This window comes from Fumia xinanensis, from assembly GCF_014384905.1.
GTDB classification, from domain to species: domain Bacteria; phylum Bacillota; class Clostridia; order Oscillospirales; family Ruminococcaceae; genus Fumia; species Fumia xinanensis.
In genome coordinates this window covers 1,177,635-1,195,447 of the sequence record NZ_JACRSV010000001.1, presented here as the reverse complement: position 1 = coordinate 1,195,447, position 17,813 = coordinate 1,177,635, and the positions used below count along the sequence as shown (strand labels likewise).

The following is a 17,813-nucleotide window of genomic DNA, read 5'->3' as shown; positions in this document are numbered from 1 at the left end:
GGAGGTATCAAACACGGGCACTTTCCATTATTCCATTGTTGACTGCAAAGCTAGATTTGTCAAGTCAAAATTAAAGGAAATCTGCAAAAAACAGCGTGAAACGCCAGCTGTTATTATGAAATAGTGCCACTATTTTATTCGATTCTTGAAATCAGCTGGCAGTAGACGTAGACATTCTGGATTTTTTTAGCCTCGTTGCCCTTATCGGTCCGGATAATAGGCTGGGTTTCCGACGGAGTAATGTAGGTTTTGAAAACCAATCCGTCCTGGCCCACCCGCATGTCGCGGATGTGCTTGTAGGCGAAATTTCGCTGGGTAATGCCGAGATGCCCGTAAATGATGTCCTCGATGTCCCGGTTTGAGAAACATTGGAGAATGTCAGCCTCGTCGTGCATGTCGAGGATGGCCTTGGCCTCCTCAAAGGTCACATCGGTACATTTGAAGGTCCCACGGTTTACCACTGACATCATCGAGCTGTTGTCTAATAACAGTAATGGATTTGTCGTCATCTGCTGTCACCCTTTCTTTTTGGTCGGCTTTGCGATAGAAAACCATCTATCTGATTCCAGTATAAGAAAGCAGGAAAGATTTGTCAACAATCGTTAATATAATAACGCTATCTGATAAATTTTAGTCAATATTGCCCAATTCTGTAATTTCTCAAGTCAAGTTAAATTTTTGGTTATTGGAGCAAATTGTTCAAAATAAAAAAGCAGGGAGGTGGCCCGGAAAAGGCTCTCCTTGCATGAAATAAGTAGCTGCCCGCAATTGGAGCGGGCTGTGAAACCGTTGGGATTATCTGCGGCAGCAGCGGCGGCAGCAATGTCTGCAGCATTCGTGGAAGCAACGGCAGCATCTGCATCCATTGAAATCATCGTCATTATCGTTGTCATTATCATTAATGATATTTGCACTGAATACAGGGACAAAGCCGATTAGCGGGCTATTGCCATTGCCGTTATTGTCAAAATCCCAATCCCAGTCCCAGTTATTATTTCCACAGTTACACATAATCAATTCCTCCAATTATTTAGTTGCGGTGGATTTCCCATCCGCACTTCATCATATGTCGGAGAATGTCGAAATGTGTCAAACTTCCAGAGCGATTTTTTTGTTCAAATGGTGGGCTCTTGGTTCAGCGTTTCAGTTGCTTCCGGAACGGGAAGATTTTGCTCCACTGCGTTGAGATCATAAAACCGGATGGCGGCGGCCAGCAGCACCATAAGGCTGGCGAGAAAGTTTATTTGGGCCGACTGTTTGGCGATACAGTCCTGCTGAGGGGTACAGAGCGCCTGTTTCGACAGGCCGAAAAAGAAGGCGGACGCACGGAGAATCACTGCGCTGGCGGCGAATCGCAAGGGGTAGATGCCCGAGTAGTCGCAGACGGGGGTTCCTCCATGGCAGGTGGTGTCTACAAGCTGCTGCCGCTGACAGACCAAAGCCTTGTAATTAAGGATGATCGCGGCGATAATCTGCTGGATGAACGCAAGGGATTTATCAATAACGGCGAGCTGCTCCTGCACTTCCGGGGGAATTTGCTCACACTGGAAGGGATTTTCCGGAAAAGAAGACTCATCCATTGTCATTTTCCGCACCTCCTTTCTACAGGTTATGAGAGGCGGAAAGGGGATATGACTCCATCCGCGGAGGCGTTAGGGGGCAGGGGCCTATAGCAGGGGAGAAAACGGAGAACTGAAGGTCGTTTTGATGTAAAGCAATATGGTTTACATCAGAAAAATGGCCTTGACATAGGGGTTACGGCCGATTTTCACATTTATCCGCCCAATTGTCCCAGCGACGGGGAACCGTGATTCTGTACGCCGTTTCGCAGGCCGCTCACCCGCCGGGGAGGCGTTTTGTCCCGATAATCGGCGGGAAATCCGCTGATGAATCCGGCGCCTAACTCCGTCATGTGTTTCCAGAACCGCTTGGGACAGTGGTTCATCCGGCAGCGGGGGTTGTAGCGGCCTTCGATGGCGATGGTGTCGTAAAACTGCTTCCATAAGGCGCGGAAATAAAGCTCCTGATCGTCGGCTTCCGGCAGCTCTATTTCGTCGGCGGCGATGATGGAGCTGGGTTTGCCCGGTTCGTGGAGGAGGGCAAGGTCGTTTGTTTTGTCATAAATGAGAAAGTATTCGTTAGGGTAACGGGTGCAGAAGTGGTTCGACAGGATGGGGAGCACATTGTTTTTTGGCTCGATCACAGAGGAGAGGACGCCGCCGCTGTCAGAAAACCGGACGAATCCCGAGAGCATGTGGGCCTCGTGAGTCAGATGGAAAACGGCCTTGCTGAGAATGCTTACCGTGTCGTCAGTGAGCATATGAACGATTGTCGGGCCGATACGAAGCCCCTTGCGAACAAAATCCAGCAAAAGCAGTTCTTTTTTGGGGTAGCAGGTCAGAAACCCCAGGTAGACCCACTCGGCGCCGTCTTTGGAGAGCTTTCCCGGCAGTACGGCAGCCACTCGGGAGGCTTTTACAAGGTCGGTATCAATGGTGCGGGCGGGGCAGAGGGTGTCCTGGGCGTTTTGGCCGGAGACGATGTCCAAGGGCCATTCCTTTTGTTCGTAGCAGGTAAAAATACAGGTGAGAAGCCCGTCGAAGCTGCCGTCGTAGCGATAGATCAGATTTGTCCGGTTAAACATTTGTGTACATCCTCTCGAAAAACTCTGGATGAATCGGGGAGCAGGGAGAGCTGTTCGCCGATTCCGCCCACGAAACCGGCGGCATACCCCTCCGGCATCAGTGAGCGGATCATGCCGTCGGAGGTGATTTTCAGGCCGTCGGGCAGCTTGCCGGAGCAGGTGATAAAATACTGGGCCCGTTTAAGGACGACGCCGATTTTTTTGAGGCCCTTGAAGTCCAGCGACCCGGTGCGGCGGACAGTGACGATCCGCTTTGCCGATGCGACGCCGATACCCGGCACCCGCAGGAGCATTTCCAACGGCGCTTTGTTGACATCCACCGGGAAGAGTTCCAGGTGGTTCAGGGCCCAGTTGCATTTGGGGTCGACGAGGGGGTTGAAATTGGGGTTTTGCTCATCCAGAAGCTCGCGGGCCTCGAAGCCGTAAAACCGCAGCAGCCAGTCCGCCTGGTAGAGCCGGTGCTCCCGCAGAAGAGGAGGCTTTGTATCCGCCGAGGGCAGGAGGGGATTGTCCGAAACCGGCATGTATGCGGAGAAAAAGACCCTCTTCAGGCTGTATTTTTTATAGAGGGATTCCGACAGGTGGAGGATTTGGTAATCGGTCTCAGGGGTGGCGCCCACAATCATCTGGGTGCTCTGCCCGGCGGGGGCAAAGCGGGGCGCATGCTTGTAGCGGACGATGTCGTGAGAACTTTCGGTGATTTTCTGCTGAATAAAGGACATGGGCTTTAGAATCGAGTGTTTCGATTTGTCGGGGGCCAGGGTAGAAAGGCTTTTCTGGGAGGGCAGCTCGATGTTGATGCTCATCCGGTCGGCCAGCATCCCCAGCTGGTTTAAAAGCACCGGGTCGGCGCCGGGGATGGCCTTCACGTGGATGTAGCCGTGAAAATGGTACCCTGTCCGCAGAAGGGTCAGGGTTTTGATAAGCTGTTCGCAGGTGTAGTCGGGGTTTTTGATGACGCCGGAACTGAGAAAAAGCCCTTCGATGTAATTGCGGCGGTAAAATTGGATGGTCAGCTCACTGAGTTCCTCGGGGGTGAAGGCGGCCCGCCGAGTGTCGTGGGAGACCCGGTTTACGCAGTATTTGCAGTCATAGATACAGACGTTTGTCATCAGCACTTTTAAAAGGGAGATGCACCGCCCGTCGGCGGCAAAACTGTGGCAGATGCCGCAGGCCGCCGTGCTGCCGATTCCCCCGGCGGAGGGGACGTTTGCCACGCCGCTGGAGGTGCAGGCGGCGTCGTATTTGGCGGCGTCCGATAAAATTGTCAGTTTTTCCATCAAGTCCATATTCCATACCAGCCTTTGTTTGCAGAGTTTCCTTCACCTGGGAAAGGGGCATATTGTTGTTATAACTTGTTTCCAATTTGGCACGGCGGCAAAGATTCAAAAACCGTTTGCCAAAACAGCAGGGCAGACCAGAACATTTGTTTATATAGTTAGTATACCACCAAAAACAGCGTTTGTAAAGTGTAATTTCTGGAAAAAAGAAAATTTGTTCTTATATTTCATACAAAAAAGCCGCCCGCTCCCAAATTCGGAACGGACGGCTTTGAAATTTAATTTACATGACCATCATAAAGTTGTTGAAATTCTGTTCTTTCACCTTGTTCATAATGGTGATGACATCGACGAGCCAGAGGATTCCGCATACACCGCCGGTGAGAAGCTTTAACACTCCCATGCCGATGTCGCCCATCATGAAGCGGTCAACGCCCCATCCACCGAGGAAAATCGAGATGATGAGCATGACGGTAGGATCCTTGAGTTCAATGGCCGTGGCCACGACGAACTGGGAGTCATCCAGTGCGGCCAATTTCTCCCGGATAAATGGAATTTTTTCCGGGGGGAAATATTTCTGATTGGACATCAGGTAAAGGTCGAGTTTTTGTACATCCATGTGTTTCACGCCTTTCCGGCCTGTCCCGTGGGGCAAGCCCATTCGATATGTTTTAAATTGCAGGTGTTTGATATCATTATAGGGAACAGAGCGCCTGCTTGTCAAGAAAAAAAGAAAAATTTATCTTCTTTTTAATCAATAGAACGATCCCGGAGCGCAGGGGGCTTCAAGGGCATAAAAAATGTTGCAACTTGCAGGAAAAATTGATATACTTATAAATACCGTCGGTTTTCAGAAGAGTGATGGAAACCGAATAAATCCAAAAAAAGGCAGGAATCCTTCCATGACATCATTGCTGATCCGGCTGTTCGTCAAGAACAGCGACCAGGTCAAAGACCATAAAGTGCGGGAAAGCTACGGCAAGATGGCCGGCATCGTCGGCATCTGCTGCAACGCCCTTTTAAGCGCCGCTAAAATCATCGCGGGCTGGCTGTTTAAGAGCGTTTCGATTCTCGCCGACGGCGTCAACAACCTGTCCGACGCAACAAGCAGTTTGGTGACCCTTATCGGCTTTAAGCTGTCGGGCCGCCCCGCCGACAAGGAGCATCCCTTCGGCCACGCGAGGATGGAGTACGTATCGGGGCTGGTGGTGGCCTTTTTCATCGTTTTGGTGGGCTTTGATCTGACAAAATCTTCTTTCGATAAAATCATCCACCCGGAGGCCGCGGATTTCAGCGTGATTTCGGTGGTAATTCTGGGGGTATCCATTCTTTTAAAGCTCTGGATGTTCTTTTTTAACCGCAAGGTGGGTAAACTCATCGATTCCACCACCCTGGAGGCCACCGCTGCCGACAGCCGAAACGACGTTTTAATGACGGCGGCGGTCCTCATCTGCGCAGTGGTCAGCAGACTCACGAATTTTGCCATGCTGGACGGCATCGTCGGCCTTGCCATTGCCATATTCATCGTCATTTCCGGCATCAAACTTGTCAGCGAGACGTTGAGTCCTCTGCTCGGGGAAGCTCCCAACAAGGAGCTTGTCACCGAGACCCTCGAAAAACTCCGGGCCTACGACGGGGTGCTGGGGGTTCACGACCTGATGGTTCACGACTACGGCCCTGGCAGGTGCTTTGCCTCGGTTCACGTGGAGATGGACGCAAAAAACGACATTCTCAAAAGCCATGACATCTGTGACAACATCGAGCGGGACTTTCAGGGGGAGGGCATGGCTTTGGTGGTGCACCTCGACCCCATTATCACCGACGACGAAGAGACAAACGAACTAAAAAGAATGACGGCGAAGCTCCTGGCCTCCATGGGCTACGGCATTACCATGCACGATTTCCGGGTGGTCAAGGGCTACACCCACACCAACCTGATTTTCGACATTGTAGTGCCCTTTGACTGCAAACTCTCCGACGACGACCTGAAACAGAGTATCCAGCAGATGGTGCGGCAGGAGAACGAAAAGCTCTTCACTGTCATTAATATTGACCGCAACTACATTGGATAGAATAGGCGGTTTTGCCGCCCTGATGCCCAAATCCTGGAAAGGAATGAATTATATGGGAAAAGATGAATTTATCGAGATCTATCAGAGGCACATCACCCGCAGAGGAGCGGATAAACTGCTGGATTGGCTCACAAAGAGCGACTTTTTCACCGCTCCGGCAAGTACCCGGTTCCATCTGGCGGAGGAGGGGGGATTATGCCTCCACAGCGTCAACGTCTACAAGCGGCTCAAAACCCTGATGGAGCGGGAATACCCGGAAGGGTGCCCCTATTCCGACGAGGCCGTCGCTGTCTGCGGGCTTTTACACGACGTCTGCAAAGCCAACTACTACAAGCAGGAAATGCGAAACGTAAAAATAAATGGCAGCTGGGAGCAAAAGCCTTTTTACACGGTGGATGAGCAGATCCCCTACGGACACGGGGAGAAAAGCGTCTTTATCATCGAGCGGTTTATGCGCCTCAAGCTGGACGAGGCCATTTCCATCCGCTACCACATGGGCGGGTTTGCCGCCGTGCCGGGGGATTACAGCATGTCTAAGGCCTTTGAGCAGTATCCTGCCGCCGTGCTGCTTCACACCGCTGATTTGATGGCGACCTATTTGGACGAGCAGGAGACCAGAGGGCAGAGCTTCGCATAAGCTTTGCTTATATCCATACATAGCTAACATTTAGGGCGGAAAACCGCCGTTACAGAAAGGAACGATACCTATGAAAAAAGAAATCATCAGCGCCAAAAACGCGCCGGCGGCAGTCGGCCCCTATTCTCACGCGGTCAAGGCGGGCGGCGTGCTCTATACTTCCGGGCAGATCGGACTGATTCCCGAAACCGGCGTTTTAGCAGAAGGCGGCGTTTCCGCTCAGGCAGAGCAGGGGATGAAAAACCTGGGCGCAGTCCTGAAAGCGGCAGGTATGGGCTATGAAAACGTGGTGAAAACCACCCTGTTTTTGGCCGATATCGCCGATTTTGCCGTCGTGAACGAAATCTACGCCAAATATTTCACCGGCGAGACCCCGGCCCGTTCCTGCGTGCAGGCGGGAGCGCTTCCCAAAGGAGCGCTGTTCGAGATCGAAGCTATCGCAGTGGAAGACTGATTTTATTTTCGTGAAATAAACCGGGAAACGGGAACAAAACTCGTTTCCCGGTTTTTTGCTGCCGGAAAGGTTTTTCCTGGCGGTGATTTCTGCATAAACTCCGTATCCTCCTGCATAAATTGATAGGGTATAAAGCCCGCTTCCAAGCGGAAAACGCGGATCAAACAGTACGAAGCCTCGTCCCACAATAAAGGGACGGATACAGCAAAGGAGGACACACATCCATGAACGGTTCGGATAGGGACGATTTGAATGAGATGATCCGGCGGTATCAGGAAGATCTGATGCAATACGCCAAGCATAGCGCCTATGCTCAGCAGAGCCCTGGCTCCAACGTAGGAACCAATTATACCGGAAATATGCCGTCCTGCGGCTCAGGGTCAGGCCCCGTCAATACAGGAATCGACACCGGAAACCCGGTGAAGAAAAGACGGCTCCCCGATGCTCCGCCACCCATGCGGATGCCGGATACATCCGTTCCGGTGGAAGCTGCTGGAAGCCCGAGAAACCACGCAGACAACCGCACTGACGTAAAGGGCGGTGATAATAAAGCGGAACAGTCGGTACCCCAGGCGATTCCCCCAAGCCCCATGGACGACGAGGAGCTGCTCCGGATGGGTGGATGGGAACCGGCTCCTGGTGCAAACTTTTCCGACGGCAGGACGCCGTTCACACCCTTATATCCTCTTGAGAACAGGACGATGGTGCCGGCAGGGCAGCGGGTAAACGCACCTGCAACTTTTCGTCCGCAGGTCGCTCCCAACCAACAAAGCGGCCTCCAGCAGGCGCCGACCGCCCCGGCGATCCAAAATCAGAGCGGCGCATCTGCGGCAGCCGGTTCCGCCCAGCAGGCTTCCAGGGATTCTGTCACTGCAAACCAGGGCAGGGCATTTGCACCTGAACAGACAGGGGGCGGTGTCCGGCAAAATCCTTCCGCTTCCATGAATGGGAGGCAGGGAACGGCCCCTGCCAGTCAAGCAGAGGCTCCCACCTCCGGAAATACCCGGAATCAAGTCGTCCCCCTGCCGCTGGCTTCCGGAAACGTGGGCGTGCGCCCAGCTATGCCAGTGGAGCAAAGTCCTTGGGGGGCCACTTCGGCCCAGCCCCCCGCTCGGCCGGAAAGCTCAGAAATCCCGGCTCGCACCCGGGCGCCCCAATACGCCGACCTGACGGCTACAGATGCCAACACGCCCACCAGCCATCCGCTGCCCCGGTATCCCCAGAGGCGGCAATCGGAAGTGTCCCTTCGGGAACAGAACATCGCCCGTGTGGCGTCGGAGGATCCGGGCAATCCCGGAGCGGAGCAAAACCGCGGCAGTGCTGCGCCGGCTGATGGACCAGATGTTTTTGTCACCCCTTCGGTGCTCCGCTCCGGAAATGAAGAAGCAGAAGTCCCTATGTACGGGTCTGCAATGTCGCCCCAGCTTCTGCGGGATTTAGAATCAGCCTCCTTGCTTATGACCGAAGAAGCGGCGGCGCCGTCTGCCCCGGGAATCGAAAATTTCCGTACTTCGGAACTGATGAACCGCCTGAGCGCCACCGGCATGAGCAGGCCTGTACCTGGCGATGTGCCCAGCGCCTTTTCCAGCGGACAGGAGACGCCTTCCATGCCAGAGGACGACATGCAGGCCCTGTCAGCGCCCTCAGAACGGCCGCAAGCCGCCGTATCAGGGCAGGAGAGCACCGTTCAGCCAAATGGTGTCTACCAGACCGAGTCGGATTACCCCGTCCGGGAACAGGAAGAATGGGAATCGGATAACGCTACCATTACCGTTTACGCCTATACCGCCCGGCAGGGATTGCCGGTGCCCGATGCCGACGTAACCATCAGCCGGGTTTTTGAGGGGCGTCCGGTTCTGCATTTCTTCACAACCACAGGAATCAGCGGCGAAACGGTGCCCCGGGGCGTCCCCGCTCCTCCCAGAGAGTGGACTCAGGCCCCGGGCTATGAACACCCTTATGCCAGCTACAGTATTCAAGTGGACGCCCCCGGTTATTACACGGTGGAAAATTTAAACGTCCCCGTATTTGGCGGAGAAGCATCCATTCAGCCGGTGGAGCTGATTCCCATCCCCGAAAACGAAAAATTCATCCGGGAAAAGGTGGTTCGTGAAAGCGAACCGGCGGACTTATAAGAAAGGAGCGTGAGGCAAATGACCGGAGTTCCCTATATTCCCCGATACATTACCGTTCACCTGGGAAGGCCCGACGCCTACGCCCAGAACGTGACGGTCACTTTTCCCGACTACATCAAAAACGTCGCGTCCAGCGAGATTTACCCCACCTGGCCCAATAATTCCCTCAGGGCAAACATCTACGTACAGGTGACTTTCGCCCTAAACCGCATCTACACCGAGTGGTATCGGAGCCGTGGCTATGATTTCGACATCACAAACTCCACCCAGTTCGACCAGAAGTACATCCACGGCCGTGACATCTTTCAAAGTGTTTCCACCATCGTCGACGAGCTGTTTAACGACTACATCCGCCGACAGGGGTTTGTGGAGCCGCTGTTTGCTCAGTTCTGCAACGGCACTACCGTCACCTGCAACGGCCTGTCCCAATGGGGGACGGTAGATTTGGCGCGGCAGGGCTACACGCCCTATGAAATGCTCCAGTATTATTACGGCAACAACATTGACATTGTCTTTAACGCCCCTGTGGATCTGATCACCGGCTCCTACAGCGGCACGCCTCTCCGGCGGGGCTCCACCGGAAACGACGTGCGGACGCTTCAAGTGCGTCTCAACCGGGTTTCCACAAACTATCCCGCCATTCCGAAAATCTACCCGGTAGACGGCATCTTCGGACCTAAAACCGAATCTGCTGTCAAGGCGTTCCAGCGGGTGTTCGGCCTCACGCAGGACGGCATCGTGGGAAAAGCCACCTGGTATAAGCTTTCTTACCTCTACGTTTCGGTGAAGCGTCTGGCAGAGCTGGATTCTGAGGGAATTTCCCTGGGCGAGCTGTCTAAGCAGTATCCTGACGCCATCAAAGAAGGCGACACCGGTGAAAAAGTGAGTCAACTACAATTTCTTTTGGGTATGGTGGCCAATTTTAATGAGGAAATTCCGCCTATCAACGTGGACGGTGTTTTTGGCAAGGAAACCAAACGGGCGGTAATCGCCTTCCAGAAGTCCTACGGCCTGCCGCCCGACGGCATCGTGGGGGCCCGTACCTGGGATGAACTTTGGAGAGCTTACCAGGGAGTGTTGGACGTTTTGCCGGCAAATTACCTGGGAAAGGGCCCCGCTACCTATCCCGGCACGCCCCTGCGCCAGGGGAGCAGCGGAGAAGCGGTTGTGGAGCTCCAAACCTACCTTTCCTTCCTGTCGGGGGCGTTCCCCGCCATTCCGCAGATTTCCGTCACCGGAGTGTTCGGTGAAGACACCAAAAACGCCGTCCGAATCTTTCAGTCGATGATGGGCCTGCCGGTGGACGGCATCGTCGGCCCCGAAACCTGGGACGCCATCGCAAGCCTTTACGAGGATGTGCGGTTGGGGCAGGTAAAACAGCCGGGCCAGTTCCCAGGTTACGAACTGACCGAAAGACCCGCTGAATAAGATGGAGGTGCATGAAACATGCCATATGCCCGCGACAATCATCAGGAAAACGTAATGGAGCTGCAGCAGTACCTGCGCACCATCTCCCGCTTTCGCAACAATATTCCTTTGATCATACCGGATGGGGTATTCGGCCCTGAAACCACCGATACCGTCAAGGCGTTTCAGGCCGCCTATAATCTGCCCCAGACCGGCATCGTCGACGAAGCGACCTGGGACGCTATCTATCGGGAATACCTCCAGGTAGCTGCCGAAACGGCCCAGCCAGTCTGCGTGCAGGCCTATCCGTCGCCGGATTTCATGGTGGGACCGGGGGCCTCTGGGGAAAAAGTGTATTTTCTTCAGCTAATGCTCATCAGCCTCGGAAACCACTTCCACAACATCCCTCCCGTCACTCTAACGGGACGCTACGACAACGGCACCGAGGCCGCTGTCAAAAAGCTCCAGGAAAAATCCGGGCTGCCGGAGACCGGTTCAGTAGACAATTTCACCTGGAATTCCATCGCTCGGGCCTACAATATTTTCAGTAAGCCCACTTATCCCATTGCGGCGAAATAGGAATTGTGAGAAAAATTCCAGCTGGTTTCTATTGATAGATTGCTCCCAGAAACAAAAAACGAACCCCGTCGATAGGGGTTCGTTTTTTTATGGATTCCTTCTATTTGCGGTATAGATTCCAGTACTCGTCCTCTAGAATGCTCATGATGACATCAGAATAGTATTTTCCCTCGATGAGGGCGCTTTCCCGCAGGATGCCGTCTTTCTGAAAGCCGCATTTTTCGTAGCAGCGGATGGCCCTGCCGTTGTAATCCAGAACCTTCAGGTCTATCCGGTGGAGGTGAAGAGTTTCAAACCCGAATCGAAGGACAAGCTCAGTAGCCTCCGTCCCAATGCCCTTTGCGTGGAAGGCGGGATCGAAAATGCCGATCCGGTAGGTGCCGCTTTTGTCCTCAGTCGAGAGATGGTGCAGGCCGCAAGAGCCGATACAACGGCCCTGAAGGTCGATGATCCAGGAGTATTCGCCGCCCGCTCCCCGACGCTTTTCCCTGTCGTACCACCGCTCCCAGAAGGCCCGGTCTGGATATTCGGGGGCGGGGAGGCTTTCGCCGCCGCACATATGGACGAATTCGTGATGACGTCCGATTGCCGTCCGGTCGTCGATGTCCTTTTCTCTGACACTGCGAAGCAGAATCCTTGTTCCCTGCAATTCTGGCTGTATCCGCATATTGATACCTCCATTATGGTGTAAAAATTGAATTAATTATACCATAAGGGGAGGATTTGTCAAGCAGACTTCACCGTTTCCGCGCCGGTACGGCGATGGAAGCGCCCTTTGCCGCCTCTGCTCCAAAGTTAAAGAAAGGAGCGGCATCGGGCACCCGCTCATAGCCGAACTTTTCGTAATCGTACCGCTCCGCCGCCCGGAAGGCACAGCCGATAGCGATGCCGAAGTCCTCTTCGTTTTCGTAGGGTTCCGTCTGGAAATAAAGCAGCAGACAGGGGGGAAGCTCCGCGAGATCATAGCCCTCGGGGATTTTCCCGTCGTAGCTAAAGGGCACTTCCACGCCGGAAGCGATCTTGGAAAAGCCGTGCTTTTGCAGAAAAGGCGGCAGCTCCAGGAGTGCGGCGGTATCGAATTTTTCCGGAATGCTGTTTAACAGCCCGTCCCATTCGCAGCCTTTTTCCTCACAAAAAGAAAAGTAATCGGTGGCGTTTACCGAACGCAGGAACAATAATTTCCGTTTGGGGCGTTCCACTGGAGTGACCATGCAGATCAGTTCTTTTGTTTCCATTTCATTTTCCTCCTTGCCGTGCAGATAATTATAATAGTGAGTGATGGGGTATTGGATGAACAGGGGGACAGCAACCGGCTTTTTGCGGTAGCTGCTGGGGGTCACGTCAAAGAAGCGGGCAAAGGCCCGCGTGTAGCCCTCGTGGCTGTCGAAACCGGATTCCAGCGCCACCTCTAGGATAGACGCCTCCTGCTCCCGCAACTTCGTCACGCTGTCGGTGAGCCGGATCTTTTTGACGGTTTCCAGCGGCGTTTCACCGAGAAATTCCCGAAAGACCCGGTCGGCGTGGCGTCTCGAATACCCAACAGCGGCGTAGAGGCCCTCCAGGGTGAAGTCGTCCGCTTTTACGTGTTCTTCGATGTAATCCTGCATCTCCTGGACCAGATTCACTTTGTCCCGCTCGTTCATCTCATCAACTCCACTATCAGTATAAAGGGTTTGGAAAATGGTTTCTTGATTTTATTGGACAAAATTAGGATTTCCGGCGGTCAGCATAAAGTCGCGGATGTACTTGGTGATGTCCCGGTCGAACCGTTTGTTCAATTCTTCGTCAAACCGCTGATTCAGAAATGGGTAGTTGGGCTCTGAGAAGCTGTATCCTTCATCCATCAAATATTTCTGCCACAGGATTTTCAGCCCTGTATCGTCCACAATTTTGGAGGAACAGTAATAAAAAATGGAGGTTGGCTTGTTCTTCAGGGGTTTATTTTCCGTGAGATAGCAGGAGCCTAACAGCTTTTCCATGAGCGCCGTAAATTTTGAAGGATACGGACAATAAACGGGGACGACGATCATGTTCATATCAGCGGAGACGAGCCTTTTCTGAATTTTCTCGAAATCGTCGCCAAATAGGCACCGGCCTTCCGATTTGATGACACATCCCGGACAGTCCTGTTTGCAGTGGGTGATCTCACAGTCCGCCATCTCGATAAAATCATACCCGTGGGGCAAGGGGAGGGAGAGAAGCATCTGTTTGATTTCCTCGTGCTTTCCGCCGTGGCGGTTTGATGCGAATAGTACGGCAATCTTCATAGGACATTCTCCTTTTCGTTCCACCAGTTTTGTTTCATTATAAAACAGAACACCCCGTCCGTCAAAGGCTATTTGATGGAAAAACGTGACAAATTATCGTTGACACAAAAGGATAATCCCGGTATGATAAAGGTATCCTATTACGGAAAGGAAGTTTGATTATGAAAAAAACCATATCCCTCATTTTGGCCTCCGTCTTGGTATTGAGCCTTTCCTCCTGTTCTTCCGACAGCGGAAAAACAGATTCCTATGCGCTCAGCGGTGAAGCCAAAAAGGTCTTTGAAACCCTGAAACCCGACGAGCGGGCGGACGACCTGCTCCAAATGTTCGGCGCTTTGGAGAACCTCCACTACGACGACGGAAAAACCTTGAATGCCGAATTGCAGTCGGTTGTGGATATCGCGGGAAAATACAATATCGCGCAAGAATTAAACGCCAAAACTTTGCTGGAAAATCCCAGCGAGGAAGCAGACAGCCCCAGCCTGAGTAATTTCCGGGAAACCGGTCTTCAGCTGGACAAGGAAAAAATCTTCTATTCCATCCTGCCCGGCCTTTACGCCGATAAAACCGCCGCCGACAAAACCTTGAAAGGCGGGAAAGAGGCTATTATCGCCGCGGCGGAATCGAAGGGCTATGAACTGACCACGGGAAGCCACTTGGCCTCCGGCCTCCTCAAGGATGACGAGGCGGACAGCTACAAGAGTTTTTCCTTTCAGTGGGATAAAGACAGTAAACTCGTGAACGCCGTAATCGTTGCTGAACACTTGGACCTTGTGCCCGAGCTGGAAGAGGAATTCAAGCAGTTTGGCCCACCGGAACAACTGGAAAAAACCGCCGGTAACCACGCGGTCTGGCTCAGTCAGCTCACTGTCTCGGAACACCCCGTTTTGTCCCAGATTTACTCCGTGGACGAACAAGCGATGCTGCAGGAGTTTTTCCAGAAAGTGGATTCAGATTACATCTACGAAAAGAGCGAGATCAGCGGGCAGCTGGACGGTTATCCGGTGCTGGACTGGAGTTTTAACTTTGCCGGTACAGTCCTCAATTTCAATGGCCCGGTCTACGAGCTGACCATCACAGTGGAACCGGCAGACTTTGGCAGCAGCAGCTACCAGATGGGTCTTATCGAGCTGGAAAAGGTCTTTGTAGGCGGCGAAACTTATCAAAAGGGGTTCCACACGGCGGCCCTCAATCTGGAAGACGAGCTGAAAACCCTCAAAGGAGAATAATGTCCTTTTGTGAAAGACATTTGTGCGTCGTGTGACGCCTTGCACGGTCAATAGGCAAAAAAATTGGTTTGTTTTCGCCAAAATAAAGCAAAATGCCCAAAAGCCTTCCAAAAAATACGTTTTTTTCCTATGCAGAAAAATTTGCAAAATCATGTATAAATCGTTATAATATGATGTAGAAACAGTACGTTACTGGTGAAAAACGTCTGAAAATGGAAGGGGAATGCTTACATGGATTCTATTCACGAAGTGTCCATACCTGTGGGGATGCTGAGCTTGATCGGAATGAAAGGCTGCGAAGACGTTGTCCAAAAGGTGGACAAGTACCTTGCGGAATGGCGGAGTGAACGCCACGGAGAGCTGATGAGCGACGGAGACTTTATCGGCTACTGCCGCGACAGCTACCAGCTCAAGGCAGAGTGCCCCCGGTTTGGAACCGGTGAAGCCAAGGGAACCCTCAAGGAATCGGTCCGCGGCCACGACCTGTTCATCTTGGTGGACTGCTTTAACTACGGCGTCAAATACAAGATGTATGGCCAGGAAGTGCCCATGAGTCCGGACGACCACTATCAAGATCTGAAACGGGTTATCGCTTCTGCCAGCGGCAAGGCGCGGCGTATCAACGTCATTATGCCCATGCTCTATGAGGGCCGCCAGCATAAACGTTCGTCGAGAGAGTCGCTTGACTGCGCTTTGATGCTCCAGGAGCTGGCTGACATGGGAGTGGACAACCTGATTACCTTCGACGCCCATGACGCCCGCGTGCAGAATGCTATCCCGCTCAAGGGCTTCGAGAATGTCCAGCCTACCTATCAGTTTTTGAAAGCGCTGGTCAACACCATTCCCGACATTGAAATCGACAGAGAACACGTGATGATCATTTCCCCCGACGAGGGCGGTATGTCTAGATGTATGTACTACTCTTCGGTTTTGGGCGTAGATCTGGGTATGTTTTATAAGAGAAGAGATTATTCGGTCATCGTCAATGGCCGTAATCCCATTGTCGCCCACGAGTTTTTGGGTTCCGACACCGAAGGCAAGGACCTTATCATCGTGGACGATATGATATCGTCCGGCGAGTCGGTGCTTGATATCGCCGAAAAGCTGAAAGCCCATGGAGCCAACCGGATTTTTGTCTGCACCACCTTCGGCCTCTTTACCGATGGCCTCCACAAGTTTGACGAGGCCTATGAAAAGGGCTTTATCAATAAAGTTTTCACCACCAATCTCATCTACCGCACCCCCGAGCTTCGCCAGAGGGAGTGGTATCGGGAAGTGGATATGTCCAAATACATCGCTTACATCGTTGATAACCTGAATCACGACCAGTCTATCAGCAACCTTCTGAATCCTGTCCACCGCATCAACAAACTGCTGGAGCGGAAACGTCAGGAGAGGGTCGAGCAGCAGCTGAAACTAGGCGAATCCAAATAAAATTTTGATTTTAGAACAAAAAGCCCTCGGCTATACAGCCGGGGGCTTTTTATATGTACAAAACTTTCTGCAATTCGGTGTCCTATCAAAATGTGGTAAAATCAAGTCAAAATCAAAGCATAATGTACAAAAAATAAACAATATACTATAGTTTTTTTATATTAATATGTGAATCTTGATGATATAATGAGGATACAAAATGATACAAATGATGCGGAACCTGCATCAAAACCCATGAGAAAGGAGAATACAAGATGAAACTGAAAAAGTGGCTGGCCACGTTGTTGGCGGGGCTGATGGTCCTGTCTTTTACGTCCGCCTGCGGACCCTCGGGAGGTCCGTCGGACAGTGGCAAAGAATCGGACTCGTCAAAAAGCGGTTCCTCTGATGCGGAGGAAACCAAAACTATCACCTTTTGGCATTCGTTTACCCAGCCGGACCGTGAAGCGGCCATTGCTAAGGTCTGCAAGGAGTTCGAGGCCAAGCATCCCGGCGTAAAAGTCGACATCGAGATTTACCCCTGGGCTACTTTCCACACCAAATGGACAACCGGCCTTGCGACCAAAGCCCTGCCGGACATCAGTACGGCTTTGGTAGACGAGGCGATCATGATGGCCAAATCCGATGCCACGGTGCCAGTGGACGATGTCATCGATCAAATCGGCAGAGACCGGTTCGTGCAAAAACCGCTGAAAATATTGTCCTACGACGACAAGAATTACGCGATACCGTTCTACACCCACTGCCGCGTGCTGCTCTATCGGAAGGATGTATTCGCAGAGAAGAATATCGAGCCTCCTGAGACGTGGCAAGAGCTGATTGCCGCCTCGAAGGCGGTCACTGACCCTTCTAAAAACCAGTATGGGCTGGTCATTCCCATGAGCAAATCCGACTACATCGCCACCTCTTTCCTGTATATCATCTCAGAGTCACTGGGAGCGCATTTAGTCAAATCGGACGGAACCGTGGACCTGACCTCGCCGAAGATGCAGGAATCCATCAACATCCTTCTGGACCTGTACAAAGCAGGCTCGCCGGAAGGCTCCATCAACTACGCCAGCAAGGAAGAAAACGACATGTTCTTCCAGGGCAAATCCACCATCGACATCAACACCGGCTTTAACATTACCGGGGTGAGGGATTCCGCTCCTCAGTATTACGACCAGATTGGCATTGTGCCCACACCGGTGGAAAACAAAGGCGACCCGCGCAACAGCGGCTTTGCCGACTACATCTCCCTCGTCGTCTGGAAGAACGCAAAATATCCCGAACTGACGAAGGAATTGCTGATGGACCTCTACCAGGACGACAACTACATCGATTTTCTTCACTGCACCCCCGGCGGCATGCTGCCTGCCCTGACCGATATTGCCGAGTCGGAGAAGTATCTGGACAATGAAGTCATCCAGAAATTCAAAAAAGAGATTGACATCATTCAGGAAGGCGTTGCAGTCGGCGCCCCCATCGGCGGAGATATGGCTGCGTCCCCAAGTATCAACATCATCAAAAACCAAGGCTTGATTGAAAGCATGCTGCAAAAGATCATTCTGGAAGGAACCCCTGTCGATCAGGCGGCCAAGGAAACCGAGGCAAAAATCAATCAGGAAATCGCCCAATTGAAATAACCTTGTTTATCAGTTGACTGGAACCTGTCCGTCCCACGGCGGGCAGGCCG

At 52.5% G+C, this 17,813-nt stretch carries 18 protein-coding genes; 10 read left to right on the top strand and 8 right to left on the bottom strand.

What is annotated here, in order from left to right:
• Positions 1-134 precede the first annotated feature (134 nt).
• The gene (locus H8710_RS05610; RefSeq protein ID WP_249294436.1) at positions 135-509 is read right to left on the bottom strand and encodes a hypothetical protein; all 375 of its coding nucleotides are present in this window, start codon (positions 507-509) and stop codon (positions 135-137) included.
• A gap of 232 nt (positions 510-741) precedes the next feature.
• On the opposite strand from H8710_RS05610, the gene H8710_RS05605 reads away from it, so the two are divergent.
• The gene (locus H8710_RS05605) at positions 742-939 is read left to right on the top strand and encodes a hypothetical protein (protein ID WP_249294435.1); all 198 of its coding nucleotides are present in this window, start codon (positions 742-744) and stop codon (positions 937-939) included.
• 176 nt (positions 940-1,115) lie between these two features.
• Here H8710_RS05605 and H8710_RS05600 read toward each other — a convergent pair whose 3' ends face one another.
• The 4 genes from H8710_RS05600 to H8710_RS05585 form a co-directional block, all read right to left on the bottom strand.
• Positions 1,116-1,586: a hypothetical protein gene (locus tag H8710_RS05600; protein ID WP_249294434.1), complete on the bottom strand. Its 471-nt coding sequence runs from the start codon at positions 1,584-1,586 to the stop codon at positions 1,116-1,118.
• 188 nt (positions 1,587-1,774) lie between these two features.
• A complete protein-coding gene (locus H8710_RS05595; RefSeq protein ID WP_249294433.1) occupies positions 1,775-2,644 on the bottom strand; it encodes a TIGR03915 family putative DNA repair protein in 870 nt (289 codons plus the stop codon).
• Complete coding sequence (locus H8710_RS05590) at positions 2,623-3,933, bottom strand: putative DNA modification/repair radical SAM protein (RefSeq protein WP_249294432.1); 1,311 nt, start codon at positions 3,931-3,933, stop codon at positions 2,623-2,625. The genes H8710_RS05595 and H8710_RS05590 overlap by 22 nt, the downstream gene beginning before the upstream one ends.
• A 274-nt stretch (positions 3,934-4,207) precedes the next feature.
• Positions 4,208-4,543 (bottom strand): TM2 domain-containing protein, encoded by a 336-nt coding sequence (locus H8710_RS05585; RefSeq protein ID WP_249294431.1) that lies wholly within the window; start codon positions 4,541-4,543, stop codon positions 4,208-4,210.
• Positions 4,544-4,826: 283 nt separating this feature from the next.
• Here H8710_RS05585 and H8710_RS05580 point away from each other — a divergent pair, with 283 nt between their 5' ends.
• The 6 genes from H8710_RS05580 to H8710_RS05555 all read left to right on the top strand — a co-directional run bounded on the left by H8710_RS05580 (position 4,827) and on the right by H8710_RS05555 (position 11,208).
• Positions 4,827-5,996, top strand: coding sequence for a cation diffusion facilitator family transporter (locus tag H8710_RS05580; RefSeq protein WP_249294430.1), 1,170 nt, complete (start codon positions 4,827-4,829; stop codon positions 5,994-5,996).
• A 52-nt stretch (positions 5,997-6,048) separates the two neighbouring features.
• Entirely contained in the window at positions 6,049-6,633 is a 585-nt protein-coding gene (locus H8710_RS05575) for a hydrolase (protein ID WP_430413303.1), read from the top strand.
• 70 nt (positions 6,634-6,703) lie between these two features.
• Complete coding sequence (locus H8710_RS05570; RefSeq protein WP_249294428.1) at positions 6,704-7,087, top strand: RidA family protein; 384 nt, start codon at positions 6,704-6,706, stop codon at positions 7,085-7,087.
• A 224-nt stretch (positions 7,088-7,311) separates the two neighbouring features.
• On the top strand, positions 7,312-9,222 hold the full coding sequence (locus H8710_RS05565) for a hypothetical protein (protein ID WP_249294427.1): 1,911 nt from the start codon (positions 7,312-7,314) through the stop codon (positions 9,220-9,222).
• Positions 9,223-9,240: 18 nt separating this feature from the next.
• The gene (locus H8710_RS05560; protein ID WP_249294426.1) at positions 9,241-10,650 is read left to right on the top strand and encodes a peptidoglycan-binding domain-containing protein; all 1,410 of its coding nucleotides are present in this window, start codon (positions 9,241-9,243) and stop codon (positions 10,648-10,650) included.
• Positions 10,651-10,668: 18 nt separating this feature from the next.
• Positions 10,669-11,208, top strand: a complete 540-nt coding sequence (locus H8710_RS05555) for a peptidoglycan-binding domain-containing protein (protein ID WP_249294425.1) — start codon at positions 10,669-10,671, stop codon at positions 11,206-11,208.
• A gap of 100 nt (positions 11,209-11,308) precedes the next feature.
• Here H8710_RS05555 and H8710_RS05550 read toward each other — a convergent pair whose 3' ends face one another.
• The 3 genes from H8710_RS05550 to H8710_RS05540 form a co-directional block, all read right to left on the bottom strand.
• Complete coding sequence (locus H8710_RS05550) at positions 11,309-11,875, bottom strand: GNAT family N-acetyltransferase (RefSeq protein ID WP_249294424.1); 567 nt, start codon at positions 11,873-11,875, stop codon at positions 11,309-11,311.
• Between the two features lie 70 nt (positions 11,876-11,945).
• Entirely contained in the window at positions 11,946-12,851 is a 906-nt protein-coding gene (locus H8710_RS05545; RefSeq protein ID WP_249294423.1) for a helix-turn-helix domain-containing protein, read from the bottom strand.
• A gap of 51 nt (positions 12,852-12,902) precedes the next feature.
• Entirely contained in the window at positions 12,903-13,475 is a 573-nt protein-coding gene (locus tag H8710_RS05540) for an NAD(P)H-dependent oxidoreductase (protein ID WP_249294422.1), read from the bottom strand.
• 161 nt (positions 13,476-13,636) lie between these two features.
• Here H8710_RS05540 and H8710_RS05535 point away from each other — a divergent pair, with 161 nt between their 5' ends.
• From H8710_RS05535 to H8710_RS05525, 3 genes are all read left to right on the top strand, one after another.
• A complete protein-coding gene (locus H8710_RS05535) occupies positions 13,637-14,704 on the top strand; it encodes a hypothetical protein (RefSeq protein ID WP_249294421.1) in 1,068 nt (355 codons plus the stop codon).
• 231 nt (positions 14,705-14,935) lie between these two features.
• Positions 14,936-16,138: a ribose-phosphate pyrophosphokinase gene (locus H8710_RS05530; protein ID WP_249294420.1), complete on the top strand. Its 1,203-nt coding sequence runs from the start codon at positions 14,936-14,938 to the stop codon at positions 16,136-16,138.
• A 254-nt stretch (positions 16,139-16,392) separates the two neighbouring features.
• Entirely contained in the window at positions 16,393-17,763 is a 1,371-nt protein-coding gene (locus H8710_RS05525; RefSeq protein ID WP_249294419.1) for an ABC transporter substrate-binding protein, read from the top strand.
• Positions 17,764-17,813 lie beyond the last annotated feature (50 nt).